Source organism: Myxococcus sp. MxC21-1 (assembly GCF_032612255.1).
In the GTDB taxonomy this organism is placed as follows: domain Bacteria; phylum Myxococcota; class Myxococcia; order Myxococcales; family Myxococcaceae; genus Myxococcus; species Myxococcus virescens.
Window position 1 is genome coordinate 2397778 of the sequence record NZ_CP123278.1, and the last position, 15920, is coordinate 2413697.

The 15920-nt window shown below is 69.1% G+C and carries 14 protein-coding genes; 6 read left to right on the forward strand and 8 right to left on the reverse strand.

Going from position 1 to position 15920, the window contains the following annotated elements; all coding sequences use genetic code 11:
* The first annotated feature begins 48 nt into the window (after positions 1-48).
* Entirely contained in the window at positions 49-600 is a 552-nt protein-coding gene (locus tag QEG98_RS11265; RefSeq protein WP_316566717.1) for a helix-turn-helix domain-containing protein, read from the forward strand.
* 231 nt (positions 601-831) lie between these two features.
* Here QEG98_RS11265 and QEG98_RS11270 read toward each other — a convergent pair whose 3' ends face one another.
* Both QEG98_RS11270 and QEG98_RS11275 read right to left on the reverse strand, forming a co-directional pair.
* Positions 832-1182 (reverse strand): calmodulin, encoded by a 351-nt coding sequence (locus QEG98_RS11270; RefSeq protein WP_090495827.1) that lies wholly within the window; start codon positions 1180-1182, stop codon positions 832-834.
* A gap of 183 nt (positions 1183-1365) precedes the next feature.
* A complete protein-coding gene (locus tag QEG98_RS11275) occupies positions 1366-2760 on the reverse strand; it encodes an ELWxxDGT repeat protein (protein ID WP_316566718.1) in 1395 nt (464 codons plus the stop codon).
* 557 nt (positions 2761-3317) lie between these two features.
* On the opposite strand from QEG98_RS11275, the gene QEG98_RS11280 reads away from it, so the two are divergent.
* The 5 genes from QEG98_RS11280 to QEG98_RS11300 all read left to right on the forward strand — a co-directional run bounded on the left by QEG98_RS11280 (position 3318) and on the right by QEG98_RS11300 (position 10076).
* A complete protein-coding gene (locus QEG98_RS11280) occupies positions 3318-5468 on the forward strand; it encodes a DEAD/DEAH box helicase (RefSeq protein WP_316566719.1) in 2151 nt (716 codons plus the stop codon).
* Positions 5378-6046, forward strand: a complete 669-nt coding sequence (locus QEG98_RS11285; protein ID WP_316566720.1) for a hypothetical protein — start codon at positions 5378-5380, stop codon at positions 6044-6046. Before QEG98_RS11280 ends, QEG98_RS11285 begins: the two co-directional genes overlap by 91 nt.
* Positions 6030-8135 carry a serine hydrolase gene (locus tag QEG98_RS11290; RefSeq protein ID WP_316566721.1) on the forward strand — a complete coding sequence of 702 codons (2106 nt, stop codon included), beginning with the start codon at positions 6030-6032 and terminating at the stop codon, positions 8133-8135. Before QEG98_RS11285 ends, QEG98_RS11290 begins: the two co-directional genes overlap by 17 nt.
* Before the next feature lie 298 nt (positions 8136-8433).
* Entirely contained in the window at positions 8434-9027 is a 594-nt protein-coding gene (locus tag QEG98_RS11295) for a DUF2239 family protein (protein ID WP_316566722.1), read from the forward strand.
* Complete coding sequence (locus QEG98_RS11300; protein ID WP_316566723.1) at positions 9024-10076, forward strand: NADP-dependent oxidoreductase; 1053 nt, start codon at positions 9024-9026, stop codon at positions 10074-10076. The genes QEG98_RS11295 and QEG98_RS11300 overlap by 4 nt, the downstream gene beginning before the upstream one ends.
* Before the next feature lie 108 nt (positions 10077-10184).
* Here the strand turns inward: QEG98_RS11300 and QEG98_RS11305 are convergent, their stop codons facing one another.
* The 6 genes from QEG98_RS11305 to QEG98_RS11330 all read right to left on the reverse strand — a co-directional run bounded on the left by QEG98_RS11305 (position 10185) and on the right by QEG98_RS11330 (position 15862).
* On the reverse strand, positions 10185-11066 hold the full coding sequence (locus tag QEG98_RS11305; RefSeq protein ID WP_316566724.1) for an NAD(P)-dependent oxidoreductase: 882 nt from the start codon (positions 11064-11066) through the stop codon (positions 10185-10187).
* A 62-nt stretch (positions 11067-11128) separates the two neighbouring features.
* A complete protein-coding gene (locus QEG98_RS11310) occupies positions 11129-11857 on the reverse strand; it encodes a hypothetical protein (RefSeq protein ID WP_316566725.1) in 729 nt (242 codons plus the stop codon).
* Complete coding sequence (locus tag QEG98_RS11315) at positions 11854-12297, reverse strand: PEGA domain-containing protein (protein ID WP_316566726.1); 444 nt, start codon at positions 12295-12297, stop codon at positions 11854-11856. Before QEG98_RS11315 ends, QEG98_RS11310 begins: the two co-directional genes overlap by 4 nt.
* Positions 12298-12716: 419 nt before the next feature.
* Positions 12717-13817 (reverse strand): serine/threonine-protein kinase, encoded by a 1101-nt coding sequence (locus QEG98_RS11320; protein ID WP_316567868.1) that lies wholly within the window; start codon positions 13815-13817, stop codon positions 12717-12719.
* A gap of 703 nt (positions 13818-14520) precedes the next feature.
* Entirely contained in the window at positions 14521-14901 is a 381-nt protein-coding gene (locus QEG98_RS11325) for a hypothetical protein (RefSeq protein ID WP_316566727.1), read from the reverse strand.
* Positions 14902-15010: 109 nt separating this feature from the next.
* A complete protein-coding gene (locus tag QEG98_RS11330) occupies positions 15011-15862 on the reverse strand; it encodes a Dickkopf N-terminal cysteine-rich domain-containing protein (RefSeq protein ID WP_316566728.1) in 852 nt (283 codons plus the stop codon).
* Between the last annotated feature and the right edge of the window lie 58 nt (positions 15863-15920).

A 15920-nucleotide genomic window follows, 5' to 3' on the forward strand; every position in this document is an offset into this window, starting at 1 on the left:
AGGGGGACCCCATTTGTCAACGCGGGTTCTCGTGAGGAGGCGGTCGCGGTGGAGCATGTGAAGCCGTTGCGAGCGGATGGGCGGCGCAACCGGGAGCGGATTGTCGCGGTCGCCGCGGAGCTGGTCGGCAGGGATGGTGCGCAGGTGTCGCTCGAGGAGATCGCGCGGCGGGCGGGGGTAGGCTCGGCGACGCTGCACCGGCACTTTCCCTCGCGGCAGTCGCTGTTGGAGGCGGTATTCCGCGATGGCGTCGCGCAACTCTGTGCGCGGGCATCCTCGCAACCGGGAGCGGATCCCGCCGCCGAATTGGCGGCCTGGCTCGAGGACTTGACGGTCTACACAGCGACCCACCGCGGGCTTGCCGCAGCGCTGTTGACCGGCCCGGATGGCCTTACGGCTGAGGAGGTCTGCTCCACCGACAAGCTGCTCGATGTGTTGAGCGTTCTGGTGGCGCGGGCGTCATCAGCAGGCGCGATTCATGCCCGTGCCACGACGCAGGACTTGCTGATGCTGGCGAACGCGATTGCCGTCGCCAACGAAGACGATCCGCTCACCGCGAGCCGGGTGCTGCGCCTCGCGCTCACCGGCATCCGGCCGTGAATGCAGGGGGCGCGGCGGTCTGCCCTCCCGCTCGAGGACGCCCTTCTCGGTGGACGCCGGAGTGATGCTACCGGCGGGTGGACAGGCCGGCCCTGTCCGCGCTCCCGTGCGGTGCGCGGCAGGGGCCTGGCTCGTCGAAGCCGCGTGCAAAGGGAAAGGTCAGACGATTGCGGCCTTGCGTGGCTTCTTCGGCCACGCAGGGCGCTCTGCTCGCGGACCTGGCTGAAGGGATCAGGCGATTTCGCGCGTCAGCTTGGAGTCCCACGGGCACCAGTGTCCGCCCGGGAGGAATGCACCGCCCGCCTCGTCGAGGTGGTCTTCCACATACGTCATGTTGGCATCGCAGACCTCGATGGCCATCGAGAAGAAGCGGATGGTGTTCGGGTCCAGGTGGAAGGAGAACTTCGGGTTGTAGGCTGCGGCCCGCTTGATGATGCGTCCGTGGACGTGGACTTCGTTCTTCTCCTCGCCAGAGAGAATCTTCCGTGCGTGTGCAATCGTCTTCTCGTCAGACAGCTCGACGATGAACTCCAGGTTGGGCTGGGCGCTCTGCGTGAATGCGAAACGAACCGGGTTTGCCATGGCAAGGCTCCTTGGGGCAGGGGCCCCATATAGGAGATTCCCCTCACTCGATTGCATCACCTGCCGGTAGCGGCGGTGTGTCTTGAATGCGGCGTCGCGCGGTGTGTTGTCTGAGGCCGTCGCACGGGGCGGGGGCGGCCTCCGAGAACCGGCAGGCCGCCAGCGCGATGGGTTGGCGAGGCGTCAGTGATTCGCGACTTGAGGCCTCGGCACGGGCAATACCCAGATCTCCCGGCCGAGCTGCCCATCCAGTGCCGTGAAGTAGATGAAGTCGCCCACGCGCAGCAGGTCCTGCGGATAGGAAGAGGCGGGGCCTGGGACGATGTCCTGCAGGAGCTTGGTGCCGCTCGGCTGTCCGTTGCTCACCCAAAGCTCGTGGCCGTGCGCTTCATCGAAGGCGTAGAAGACGACGCGGCCGTCATCAGTGGGGACCGGCGTGGGCGGTCGGAGGTCCGGAGAGATGATGAGTGGCTGGTACAGCAGCTTCGTTCCCTGGGCGGTGGCATCGGTCCGCCACAGCTGGACGTCGAAGGGGGCGGGGCTGCCGATGTCGTAGAAGAGCGTGAAGTAGAGCTTTCTCTCGGTCGCCGTGGACGTGGCGACGAAGATGAAGAAATCGAAGGGAAGGTCGGCGTAGGGGTTGGGGATGCTCGCGACGAGATTCGAGCGCGGGTGGCAGGAGGGGTCCGGGTCGAGCTTGCGAATCTCCGTCACCGTGAAGCCCGGTGTGAAGGTGGCGAAGTAGAGGCGCTCCTTGAACAGGGCGAAGATTTGCGCTTCCGAGCCCTGGGGGCCGGGAACGGTGTCCTCGACCAGCTCCGTGCCCTGGGCCGTGCCATCGCTGCGCCACACTTCACGGCCGTGCACGGCGTCGTCCGCGGAGAAGTAGAGCACTCCCTCCGCTTGCGTCAGGTTCCGAGGGAACGAGGACGCGGCACCCGGGTTGATGTCCTTGACGAGGTGGGTTCCGGAGGCGCTGCCGTCACTCACCCAGAGCTCCACTCCGGTGTCGGGCACCCCGAGGCTCATGAAGAGGCGGTTGCCCACGCTCGCCAGGTCAAAGGGCCCGTTCACGGTGTCCCTCGGTCCCAGGTCCTTCACGCGCACCGTGCCGGCCGAGGTGCCATCACTGCGCCACAGCTCCAGGTTCTCGGCGGCGATGAGGGTGGGCCGGACCGACCGGAAGAAGTAGAGCTTGTTGCCCACCGCGATGAAGTCAGCCAGGGAGGCGGTGCCGCCCTCCGGGGCGAGGTCCTTCACCTGACGCGTGCCCGCAGTGGTGCCATCACTCACCCACAGGTCCGCGCCGTGTTCCATGAAGCCTTCAATGAAGAAGAGCTGCCGGCCGACGACGGTCAGCCGTCCGGGAGAATCGTCCAGGTGCTTCACGGGGACCGTGCTCGCTGTCGTGCCCGCGCTCCGCCACAGCGCGCCTCGGTCCGCCTCGAAGTCGAAGGCCGAGAAGAAGAGCTTGCCGCGGAAGGACACCAGCTCCGTTGGCGACGGGCCACCCAGCGGGTCCGGGAATGGCCCCGGGGGAGGCGGGTAGATGTCCTTCAACAGCGTGGCGGGCCCCAACTTCGGGAGTGGGGCATCCCAATGCGCGGTGACCTCCTCGGGGGCGTGTTCCTCGGAGAGCGATGCTTCTGGAAGAGGCCCACCGCATCCCGCGGTTGCCAGACAGACCCATGCCACTTGCCACCATGCACGCATGATTTCCCCTCGTTCTCGGGTGGGCGACAGCCCCGATGGCGATAAGTCCGGAGCAGCGCCGCGGCCAGGGGGGGCGCCGGGTTCCTGGTCGCAAATCTTCAGCAGGTCCAGTCGCGCTCACTTCCATCGCCTCGTGATGCTTCGCTGATGGATGAGAACGCGACGCAGGCTCCCGCATGCGGGCGACGGCTCCCGCGAGCATGCGTCCTTTGGGCGGTGCGGTGCTCTCGGCCCGGACGACCGCGTCGTGGGGCTGGGCTTCCTCGCGCCGCAGGCCACGTTCACCGGGCGGCGCTGGACTCGCTAGCCCGATGGCCGAGTACGTCATTCCCTGGCGCACACGGTTGCCTGCCTCCCCTCGGCCGGGCTTGCACGGGCGAATCGCTTCCCCTGGACACCGCTCGTGCGTATCACTGGCCTTCGTGCGTACGCCCACCGACCGATACCTGCCGCCGCACCCCGACGCCTCCTCCGCCGTCACGCCCCAGCGCGGGCGGGTGGTGGTCATCGCGCCCACGCGCGCCGCGTGCGAGACCATCGAGTTGGCCCTCGGGCTGGAGTTGCGTACGTACCTGGAGGAGCACCACGGCGAGCGCCTCCGCGAGCTGGCCCGGAGCGGGCAGGGGTTTGGCATCGTCGCGGGCACTGGCACGGGCAAGACGCTCGCCATCCGCTCCATCGCGGAGGAACTCATGGGCCGGCGGCCCCTGCGCGTGACGGTGGTCAACCGCGAGCGGGAGGCCACCGCGCAGACGCCGCTCGCGGACGTGGCCATCGTCACCACCGGCATCGCGCGGCGCTGGTTCCAGGGCGGCGCCATCCGGCGCGAGGACACGCTCATCGTGGATGAAATCCACCAGACCTCCGCCGAACTGGAGCTGTGCCTGGCCCTGGGCAAGCGCGCGGGCTGCCGCTTCATCTGGTTGTCCGCCACCGTGGACCCGGCCTTCTACGCGCGCTATCTGGACAGCGCGGACGTGCTCCAGGTGTCTTCCTTCGACCCGAGGAAGGCGGCCCGGGTGGAGGTGGAGCGCCGTCAGCCGCTGTCCTTCCTCGACGAGGACTTCCTGCGAGAGGTGCAGGAGCAGGGGCGCGGCGTGGGCGTGTTCCTGGCCACGCGCGCGGGCGTGGAAGAGGCGGCGGCCCATGTGCGCGCGAACGCGCCGGAGCTCCATGCGGCGCACTACCACGGCGGCGAACCGCTGCGTGCCATCCGGCCCTTCCTGGAGGGCACGGCGCCCCGGCCCTTCGTGCTCGCGATGACGGCTGCGGGGCAGAGCGCGCTCAACGTGCCGGGGCTGGACACAGTCGTCATCGACGACATGCGCTTCACGAACCTGGTGGAGCGAGGCCGCAACGTCCTCACCCGCGTGCACCTGGGCAACAACGAACTCTTGCAGATGGCGGGGCGCGTGCACGGGCGGGTGGAGGGCGGGCGCGTCTTCATCCTGAGCGACCGGCCGCTGCACTTCGCCTCGCTGAGGCCCACCGAACCGGAGTTCCAACTCGCGGGCGAGCCGGAGCGGGTGGCGCTCACCGCCGCGGCCCTGGGCGTGCGGGCGGATGAGTTGGACCTGCCCGTGCCGCTGGACCGCAATGCCTATCGCCGGGCGCTCGCGAAGTTGCAGGCGCGCGACATCGTGGACGCGGAAGGACGGCTGTCCGACTACGGCCGCGCGGTGGAAGCCCTGCCGGTGGAGCGTCCGTGGGCGGAGCTCATCGTCAACGCGGAGGACGCGTTGCTGCCGTTGCTCGCGGTGTGCAGCTCGGTGGAGTCGCTGCACAGGATGACGCGCGAGGAGCGGAACCTGGACGGACTGCTCGTGCCCGGCAGCGACCACCTGACCGCGTACAACCTCTACGCCGAGGCCTTCCGTGAAGCGGGCCGGGTGGGGGAGGTGCAGGGGCTGCCGCGCCACGTCTTCCAGGCGGAGAAGCTCGCGGCCTGGGCGGAGGTGCGTGGGGTGCTGGTGAAGGCCCTGGAGGACGCGGCGCTCGCGATGGCGAGCGTGTACCGGAGCGTGGGGCTGGCGCTGCCCGCGCGCATGCCCTTCGCGGACCCGCGCGCCCACCGGCGTTTCTGCGACCTGCTCGCGCGCTTCATGCCCTTCGACCTGGTCATCGACGAGCGCACCGCCTGGGGCGAGGTCGCGCGCGTGTCGAAGACGAGCGTGTGTGGCAACCTGGGCGCGGTGGCGGGCACGCTGCGCTACTTCGCCGACCGCAACGGCGACTCGCAGGCCGGCATCGAGGGGACCCAGCTTCCCCAGTCCCTGCTGCGCCGCTATGCCCGCCGTCACTCGGCGGCGCCGGTGTACGACGCGCGCTTCCGCTCGGTCGTGCTCGAAAAGCGGGTGGACTATTTCGGCTTCGAGCTCGAACGGGAAGTGGAGGTGCTGCGCGCCTGGGGGCCGGAGCTCGCCAAGGCGGCCCGGCACGCGCTCGCCGAGGCGCTGGCGCAGGGCGAAGCCCCCATCCCGCGGTGGACCGGCATCGGGTCGCCATCGCCGAGGTGCGCGAGCTGTGGCGACGCTCGGGAGGGACCACCGCGCCGCTGGGGTTGTCGGAGCTGACCGCGCTCTACGAGGCGCAGTTGGATGGGGTGGACACGCTCGACGACTTCAAGGCGCGCCCGCTGCGCCTCGAACTGGACGCGCTCGTGCCGCCCGCGACGCGTCAGGCGCTCCTGGCGCTCCCGGACGCCGTGGAGGTGCGCGAGCAGGCGGTGCCGCTCGAATACGACGTGGAGAGACTGTCGGACGGAGCCCCGCGAGGTGTGGTGCGGCTGCTCCTGCCGGAGAAGCTCGCGCGCACGCTGGTGCAGGAGGAGCTGCCGCTGCTCGACCGTCCCCAGCGCTTCAGCGTGGCCCGGGGCCGGAGGGGCGTGCTCGAGGCTCGCTCACTCCTCGAGCTCCAGGAGCTGCTGGACCGGCCCTGGATGCCGGACGAGATCGCCGAGGCCACCCGTGAGCGTCCACTCCCGCGACAGGACCGGGAGCGCGGCGCCCCCAGGCCAGGGGGCACCGGGGCCATCACGGCAGGGCACCCCGGAATGGAAGACGGCCGGGCGGCGGCGGACGGCGGCGCTGACCTGACGCACGGGCAGGGTGCTCACTCACCAGGGGGCTCTATTTTTGTTGTCCGTGGCTGAGGGGAAATGCGCGCTGGATTCGTTTCCTGTGGGCGGTACCAACGTCAAGCAGGAGTTCTCGAGCATGAAACCTTTCAGCATGAGGCCGCTACTGACAGTCCTGTCAGTGCTGGTCGTGTCCCTCGTGGGATGCGGGGGGCCAGAGGAAGAGTCCCGCGACTCTTCTAGCGCCGAGTCCCAGGCACTGGCCGGTCCATATGATGCTTGGATTGCCCGCCACGGGCTCACCAACGCCCAATATCAGACGGAGTTCAATACGTGGGTGGGGCAGGGCTATCGTCTCTCCTATGTCAGCGGTTACGAAGAGGGGGGCAGTGCCCGTTACGCGGCCATCTGGGAGCAGACGAGCGGTCCGGCCTGGCGGGCTTTCCACGGGCTGACTTCGGCGCAGTATCAGACCACCGTCGTCAATCAGAATGCGCAGGGATACCGCCCGGTGGTGGTCAACGGGTACAGCGTCGGAGGCGTCGCCTACTTCGCGGTCATCTTCCACGTGGACAGTGGTGCCGCGTGGGTGGCCCGCCATGACCTGAGCGCGTCTCAGTACCAGACGGAGTTCAACACCTGGGCGGGGCAGGGCTACCGGCTCGTGCACGTGAGTGGCTACACGTCCGGTGGCGCGGAGCGCTACGCGGCCATCTGGGAGCAGACGAGCGGCCCGGCCTGGCGGGCCTACCACGGGCTGACCGCGGCCCAGTACCAGTCCACGTTCAATACCAACGCGACCCAGGGTTACCAGCTCGCGAAGGTCAGCAGCTACAACGTGGGCGGCACGGACCGGTACGCGGCCATCTTCCAGGTTTCATCGGGGATTCCGACCGCCGCGCGTCATGGGCTCTCCGCCGCCGCGTATCAACAGGCCGTGACGGACCTCAAGAACCAGGGATATCGCCCCGTCCTGGTGGCGGCGCACAACAATGGGAGCCAGCCCGAGTTCGCCCTGATTTGGCAGAACCTGACGTTCAGCGCGGCCGACCTGCAGCACATTGACGACACCGTCCAGCAGGCGATGGCCAGCACGAACACCGTCGGCCTGTCGCTGGCCATCACCCGCCACGGGCGCCTCGTGTTCGCCAAGGGGTATGGCCTGGCCGACCGAACCAGCAACACCCCGGTCAACACCTCTCACCGCTTCCGCGTCGCCAGTGTGTCCAAGCCGATGACCTCCATCGGCATCATGCGGCTGATTGAAAGCGGCCAGATTCGTCTGACGGACCGCGTCTTCGGCAGGGGAGGATTGCTCGGGGAGACGTTCGGCGCGCAGAACACCTACGCGGACAGCCGCGTCCTGAACATCACGGTCCAGCACCTGCTCGAGCACACCGCGGGCGCCTGGGACAACGACGGCGCCGATGGCACGGGCGACCCCATGTTCATGAACACGGGCATGACGCACGCCCAGCTCATCCAGTGGGTGTTGCAGAACGTGCCGCTCGAGTTCGCGCCTGGGACGACGTACCAGTATTCGAACTTCGGCTACAGCGTCCTCGGTCGCATCATCGAGCGGGTCACGGGCATGACCTATGACGCCTATATGCGCGCCAACGTATTCACGCCCAGCGGCGCCACCAGCTTCGCCGTGGGGGGCGATACGTTGAGCGCGCGTCTGCCGAACGAGCCCGTCTACTACCAGCTTGGCACGGGGGCCTTCAGCCCGTATGGCATGCCGGTGCGTCGCATGGATGCGCACGGTGGCTGGGTCGCCACGCCCATCGATTTGCTGCGTGTCGCCGTGCGCGCGGATGGGTTCTCCACCGTTTCGGACCTGCTGAGCGCGAGCTCGCTCACCACGATGACCACACGCACGACGGCGCTCGACACCTTGGGCAACTCCGTCAACTACGCCAAGGGCTGGTCGGTGAACAGCCTCCCCAACTGGTGGCACGGCGGCTACATCCCGGGCACCCGGGCCCTGTTGGTGCGCACCGATGACCGCTATGGGCCCAGCCGCTCCGAGGAGTTCACCTGGTCCGTCATGACCAACTCCAACAACAGCTCCGGCTCGGGTACGCCCGACATCAACCTCGACAGCCTCATGTGGAACGTCGTGAACGGCGTCGGCGCCTGGCCCGCGCACGACCTGTTCTAATCAGGGCCTCCACCGGATTTTCCGGGAGGGCTCGTAGGACCGGCGGGGCTCGCAAAGGCCTCCGCCGGTCCGTGAGCCGACCTCGAAGCCCTGTCGCTTCTGACCACGCGCCTCGTGGAGACGGGGAAGCGGAAGAGGCGCGCGAGCGGATGGACGGAGCACCAAGACCGCCGCGACGGGAGACTGAGAAGCAAGGCTCCCCGGCAGCGCGCGCCAGCGGATGATTTCATCCGGGTAAAATTGACCTGGGTTTTCACCCGGGTAATATCTGGCCATTCTCGAACCTCCGACACCTGGGATGACCACGCCTTCGACCACCTGGACCGCGTTCGCGGGACAGCGCCTGATTGCCTCCGGCCCTCCGGCTGACGTCATCCTCGCGGCCCGCCGCGCGCTGGACACCGGGGAGTCCGCGCCCCTGTTGCTCTTCGACGACACCACGGGCCGGACCGTGGACTTCCACCTGCGTGGCTCGCGCGAGGAGCTACTGGCCCGCCTTCAGCCCGCGCCTGCCCCCACGGAAGAAGACAGCGGACCTCGGAGCCCCGGCAGGCCGAGGCTGGGCGTGGTGGCGCGCGAGGTGACCCTGCTTCCACGGCACTGGGAGTGGTTGGCCACGCAACCGGGCGGTGCCTCCGTCGCGCTGCGCAAGTTGGTGGAGGCCGCGCGCGCGAGCAGCGGCGACACCGACCGGCGCCGTCAGGCCCAAGTCGCGGCGGACCGCTTCATGACCACGATGGCCGGCAACCTGCCCGGCTACGAGGAGGCCGCCCGTGCGCTCTACGCCGGGCACCGCGCCCGGTTCAATCAGTGGACCCGAAGCTGGCCGGACGACCTCAGGAATCACGCGCGCCGGCTGGCCGCGCCCGCGTTCGGAAAGGTGACGCCATGAGCACGACGTCCAATCGCCAGTGGGTGCTGAAGGCCCGTCCTCGGGAAGCGGTGTCCGACGACTGCTTCGAGTGGCGCGAGGGCCCCGTGCCCACGCCAGGCCCGGGTGAGGCGTTGGTCCGCGTCACCTGGCTCGCCATCGAGCCCACCCAGCGCACCTGGCTCAATGCGAATGCGACGTACATCCAGCCCGTCGCGCTCGGCGAGGTGATGCGGGGCGCAGGCGTGGGCATGGTCATCGCGTCCCGAACTGAGCGGCTGGCGGTGGGTGACTGGGTGGCGGGGCTCACCGGCTGGCAGGACTACGTACTGACCGGCGACGCGGGGCTCTTCGGCCTCAACAAGGTACCGGACGGCGTCGCTCCGAAGGCGATGCTGAACCTCTATGGCGCGAGCGGGCTGACGGCGTACTTCGGCATCACCGACGTGGGCTGCGTTGCGCCGGGAGAGACAGTCCTGGTGTCCGCCGCCGCGGGCAGCGTGGGCTCCATCGCGGGTCAGGTGGCCCGGCTCCGGGGCTGCCGTGTCATTGGCATCGCGGGAGGGCCGCACAAAGCCGAATGGGTCACCCGCACCGCGCGCTTCGATGCCTGCATCGACTACAAGTCTGAAGACATCCGGGCGCGGCTTCGCGCCCTGGCGCCCCAAGGCGTGGACGTCGTCTTCGACAACGTGGGTGGCCACGTCCTGGAAGCCGCGCTAGACCACCTCGCCCGAGGCGCGCGGGTGGTGCTCTCCGGCAGCGTGGCCTCGGGATACAAGGACGGTGACTACGGCACCGCGCCGCGCAACTACATGCAGCTCGGCTTCAAGCGAGCGCGGATGGAGGGCTTCATCTTCCTCGACTACGTCTCGCGCTTTCCTGAGGCTTTTCGAGAGCTGGCGGCTTGGGACGCCCAGGGCGCGCTCCATTGCGCGGAGTCCATCGCGGAAGGCTTGGAGCAGGCCCCCTCTGCCCTGCGCGGACTCTTCGAAGGCCGCAACGTGGGCAAGCAGCTCGTGCGCGTCGCCTCGATTCCCTGTTCGAGCTCGCCCCCTCGCGCTCTATGAAACCGGAGGCAACTCGCAGGCTGCTGAAGCAGCAGTCTGCGTTGGAGTTTTCTCAGGGGGCGCCCGCGCTGGCGGGCGGTCCTCGTGGCCTGTGCGGAGTCGCGAGCGTCAGTCCTGGAGCAGGGTTCGGAACACGGCCGGCAGCTCCTGGTCCCCCAGCCCCGCGCTTACGGCTCGCTTGTAGTTGTCGAGCAGCTCCTTCGGGAAGCGTGCGCTGATTCGGGCGTCCTGGCTCAGCCGGACGATGTGTTCGATTGCGGCGACGTGGGTGTTGAGACTGCACTGGTCGCCTGAGAAGTCATTCTGCTCGACCATGCCCTGCGCGGCGTCGGCGGTGACGGAAATCAGGCCGAGGAAGGAGTTCTTCTGGGCGAAGAAAGCCTTCGGGTCCAGGCCTTCCGCCTTGCACATGGCCGCCGCGTGCAGGAACGCCAGGGAGCCGCCGTAATAGGCCTCGAGAATCGCGCAGTCGAGCGTCGCGGCAGCGCCAATCTTCTCGTCGACGTACACGGAGTTCTTGGCAATCGCCTGGAGCGTCTCGACGTGCCGGTCGAAGGTGCCGCGCGACCCCGCGTAATAGACGGTCGCGTACTCGGTGGCGACGAAACTCGGGTAGGCGAGGATCGCGGCATCCAGGTAGTCCACGCCGTGGGCCTGGGCCCACGCCAGCCCCTCACGCGCGTCCGCGGGTGAGCCGCTGGTGAGCTGAACGAGCGTCGTTCCAGCCAGTGCCGCCGCGACGCCCTTCGCCGAGAGCACCTCGGCGGAGGCGGCGTAGTTGGAGAGGGAGACGACGACGAGCTCGCGCCCCGAGACGGCCTCGACGAGGCTGTCGAAGGCACGGGTGTCACCACCGACAGCGGTGGCCTTGCTGGGAGTCCTGTTCCAGACCGCGACGTCGTGGCCCGCCGAGGCGAAGGCTCGCGCCAGTGCGCTTCCCATGAGACCACAACCCACCACCGCCATCTTGGCTGAACGAATCGGGTGCATGTGCAACCTCGTTTGGATTCCAGGTTGTACGGTAACCCCGAAACGTGAAGCCCGCCCATCTCTCAAGGAACCGGGCGAACGGGTGGAGCAGGCGTCAACACCAACCCATCCAGGACACCATACGCATAGGCCACCGCGAAGGCATAGGCTCCCACCAGGTACGTCACGTTGAGCGTCCGCGCCGTCGCCGCGTCGCTCGCGCTATATCGGCCGTCCGGCCCGCGCAGCGAGAGCGAGGTCCCCAGGGAGACTCCCGCCGCTGCCAGTCCCAACCCCTGCGTCACCGCTAGCACCGTGCCCATCCCCGAACGCCCGTGCTTGAAGTGCCCCACGCCCAGGGGCGCCAGATACCAGGCACGGGTCAGCGCTTGCGAGGTGGGCACCTCGTCTGGGCGGATGGGGTCGACGATGGGGGAGGGCGCCGGAAACAGCCGAGGACTCCGCTCGGCGCGCAGCTCCCCGATGCGTGTCTGGTGTTGGGCGCGCGCGCGCTCGACGAATGCAAGGAAGTCCGGTGGATACAGCAGCGGGTCCAGCGCCGAGTCGCCGTGAACGGCCAGCCCTCGCACCACCTCGTCCTCCGCGCGGGCCAGCTCCTCCTGTGCGTGATAGGTGGCTGCGAGCAGCAGGTGCGCTTCTGCTTCCAACGCCGCTCCGTCGAGCCGCAGCGGATAGAGCAGGGACTCCAGCTCGGCGCGGGCCTTGGGCAGCTCGCCGGATTGGTAGGCACCGCGCGCGCTGTCGAGCGGGGACGCCGCGAGCACCATCAGCATCAAGGCCGCGCTCATCATGGCGTCACGTCCAGCGCCACTTCGAGACGACGACCGGCGACCACATCCACCTCTCGCACCAAGGCCGGTTCACCCACGCGGCGTGCCGTCACCGTGTGTCGTCCATGTTCGACCATCACCGGACCGGACAGGGGGGCGACGCCCACCTCCCGGCCGTCCACGAAGAGTCGCGCGCCCACGGGCGCGTGGATGTGCACCTCTGCCTTGCGCGGTGACAAGACCACGTCGCGCGTCATGGTCTCCCCCGGCGCAAGCGTCACCTCCTGCTCGACCTCGTCGCACAGCGGGTTGACGAAGCGCAGCCGGTAGGTCCCCGCTGGCAGCGAGAGCTCACGCACACGAGGTGTGTAGCCGTGGCTCTCGCCGTTCACGAATACCTCCGCCCACGGGCGCGCCGTCACCTTCAGCATGGCGGGACGCGCGGGGAGGGTGGTTTCCACGTCCGGCCCTGGCACCGGCACCAAGGGCCGCGCGGCCCCTGTGGGCTCGGCTCCCGCCGGGTGCCCTGTCGGCAGGGGCGATACGGCCCGCTTCGCCGAATCCATTCCCCCCGAACGCCCGGTCGAAACGGATGGCCGAGCCCGCTTCGCCCCGGCACCGTCCGCCGCGCCTTCTGTCGACACGAATGCCCCGGCCAGATTCGTGGTGTCACTTCCAGCCGAAGGCCCCGGTTCCCGCGAAGCGTCCAACATGCCGGGTTCCGTCCCCGGGGCAGGCCTCTCCTGGCCCGGGGGCGTGGGCGCGTGAAGGCGTTCACCAGTGGAGGCGCCGTCAACGGATGCCGTTCTGGGGGAGGCCTGCCCTGACGAGGGCTCCGCGCCACGTGGTGCCTTCACGTCTTCGACACCCTGGCCCGGCCTCATCCACCAGCCCGCGGTCGCGCAGAGCAGGAGCCCGGCGCCCACGGCGCCAGCCCTCCACGCGGAACGCCTCGGCCGCTGACGCAACAGCGCCACCACCTCGGCGGACGTCGGTTCCATCGACAGCGCGGCGTTGAGGACCTTCGCGGCCCGCGCCCCTCTCCGCGCGCCAGCAGTCCGCGCCCTTCCTCCAGCAACCGCTGGAAGCGAGCCCGGCGCCATCGACTGGCACGGGCCACCGGGTCTCCCAAGAACTCCCGCGCCACGTCGGCAGGCGGGCCGACCTCTCGTTGGAGCAGCTCCTCCAACGCCAACGCCAGCGCGGCCCCGTCGCGCGGTCTGTCCCGTGCATCCTTCGCCAGACACCGCGCGACCAGCGCTGACAAGGGCTCGGGCGTGCCCGGCACCACCTCCGTCAGCGGTGGCGCATCCTTTGTCATCACCGACGCGGCCAGATGCGCAGCGCCCTTGCCCGCGTGCGGCGTGGTGCCCGAGCACAGCTCGAACAGGATGACACCGACCGCGTACACATCCGAGGCAGGGGAGTACGCGCCTGTGTCGATGCGCTCGGGCGCCATGTATGGCAATGAGCCCGTCACCGCCCCGGTACTCGTGAGGCGCTCCTGGTCCTCCAGCGCGGCGAGTCCAAAGTCCGCCAGCTTCAGCGGCCCGCCTTCCGCCACCAGCACGTTGTCGGGCTTCACGTCGCGGTGGACGATGCCACGTGCGTGCGCCGCCGCCAGCGCCCGGGCGAGCTCCCAGCCCAACACCATCACCGCCTCGGGCGGCGCCGGCGAGAGCCTCCCCGCCAGCGAGCGGAGGTCTTCGCCCCGCACCCACTCGCAGACGAGGAATGGGCCATGGGCCTCATCCTCGCCGTAGTCGTGGACCTCCAGGACGTTGGGATGATGGAGCGAGGCGGCCAGCTCGGCCTCCCGCCGGAAGCGCTCCGCGCGGCCCGTGCCGCCTCCTGGGTGCATCCGCTTCAGTGCTACCGGGCGCGACAGCCGCACGTCCGTGGCCAGGAAGACCGTGGCCATTCCCCCACGCCCCAACTCCCGCTCGAGTCGGTAGCGGCCCGCAAGCACTTCACCCGTCATCACCCGGGTATTCTCCGGGAGCGCGCTCCCGCGAGCAACCGGGCAAATTACAGCGACAGCCGACAGGCCTTCGTATCCCCTACCTGCTCGCAGGCGCCCGGCGCCCCTCCGGGGCAGTCCCGGTCCAGACGGCACGGCTGCCGGCACCGCAGCGCCGCCCCCGATGACAGGCACACGCTACAGGGCGCGCAGTCCAGCGAGTTCTCGCAGTCCTCTCCCACCGAGACTGGCGTGCCTGAGCACTCCCGTACGCACAGCCCGTCCGGAGCACATTGGTAGCCCGCCTCGCAGAGGCTGCTCCCCGGGTTGCACTTCTCCTCGCACCGCATTCGCTCCCTGGGGCAACCGGCGAAGTCGGAGCACTCGAATGTGTCCCTGCACGGCTCTCCAATCCGAGCCCCCACGACACAGCTCGCATTGGAGCACCGTCGCCCGTCGCGACACGTGAAGTCCGTCGAGCACGTCAGCGTGCACGTCCCGCCGACACAGGCCGCTGCTGCATCCGCGCACTCGCACGGCTGCGTGCACGCTCCTCCCACCTCCACCGTGCTCGCGCATCCGGCGTCCGGCGTCCCGCATCCCGAGCCCGTACAGCCAGCATCCGGCACCTCGCATCCCGAGCCCGTACAGCCTGCATCCGGCACCTCGCATCCCGAGCCCGTACAGCCCCCATCCGTCGACGTCGTCACCGGCACACATGCACTCAGGGGCCGGACGCGTCGGGCACGTGCCCACATCCGTAGCCTGGCCGAGCACAGGCCTCGCCACAGGTCCGCAGGCACTGCCCCAGCCCCGGTGCGCACACGCTTCCTGGCGGGCAAGGCGCCGCGTCGGAGCACGCCAGCAGGCAATACCCACCTGGAAAGCCCGTGCCACAGGTGCGCCCCGGCCCGCAGTCCGCATCCTCGCCGCAGGACTCCCCAATCCGCACCGTGTCCACGGGCTCGCAGTCACCTCGCACGCAGACCTGCCCCTGGGGACAGCCGTCGGGCTCGTCACAGCGGATTCGGATGTCGAGCGGACAGCCCGGCGCGACGAGCAGCACCAGCACGGGCAACAACGAGAGCAGGAGGAGTCGGCGCATCACCAAGGCCCGGGCGACTCTAGGCGGAGGGAGGCTCGGAGAGCACCCCCCAACAACGCCAGAGGCCCCGTGCTCCCCGACGGGGGGCACACGGGGCCGCCTTCGCCAGCTACATGCAGGTGCCCATGACGCCCGGCGCGCCAAAGCACTGGCCGCTCTTGCAGTGGCTGTTCTCCGCGCACGGGAAGCCGAAGGCACCCGGGCTGCAGAACCCGAGGACCGCGCCGGAGAAGGGCTTCACGCAGCTCCACGCCGAGGGGCAGTTCGAGTTGTCACTGCAGAGCCCCTGCATGCAGAAGCGGCCCTTGTTGGGCAGGTAGCCGTCGTTGCACACCGCGCCGCCCAGGCCCGTGGGGCACACGCCATCCTCGGGGCAGGGCGCGAAGCTGGCGCAGTACGGCTGCTGCGAGCCCTCGTCCGCTGCGTCCAGGCACACCGCATAGGTGTCGCAGCCGTCCTTGAAGTCGCTGGTGTTCGGGTTGCACGAGGGCGGGTTGGCCGGAGGCGCCAGGCTGCACAGGCCCTCGATGCAGACCTGGTTGCTCAGGCACTGGCTGTTGGAGGAGCAGGTCGGCACCTTCTTGTTCTTGCAATAGGAGACGAGCGTGCCGGTGTCCTCGGTGTCACAGTACTGGTCCGCCGCGCAGTCCCCGTTCGACTGACAGCCGAGGGCACACAGGCCGTTGAAGCAGAACTGCCCGGAGGGACATGCCTTGCTCGCGCTGCACAGCCCCGCGTCCTGCTCGTTGGGGTTGCCGTCGGGCCCCTCACCGTCATCGTCCTTCGTGCTGCCGCAGCCCATGACCGTCAGCGCCAGGAACAATCCCATCACCACATGCTTCATCGTCGTCTCCGTCAGGTTCATCTGCACCGTGGCGGTTCTCCGCCTGCGTGCGATGGGCAACACCAAAGCAACGTGCGTGCCCAGGCCTCGCGAGACATCGAACCGCCCCGATTCCACGGGGTTGCATGACGCCCCTGGCCCTCCGAGCACCTGCCGCCGGGGGAAACGTGCCAGG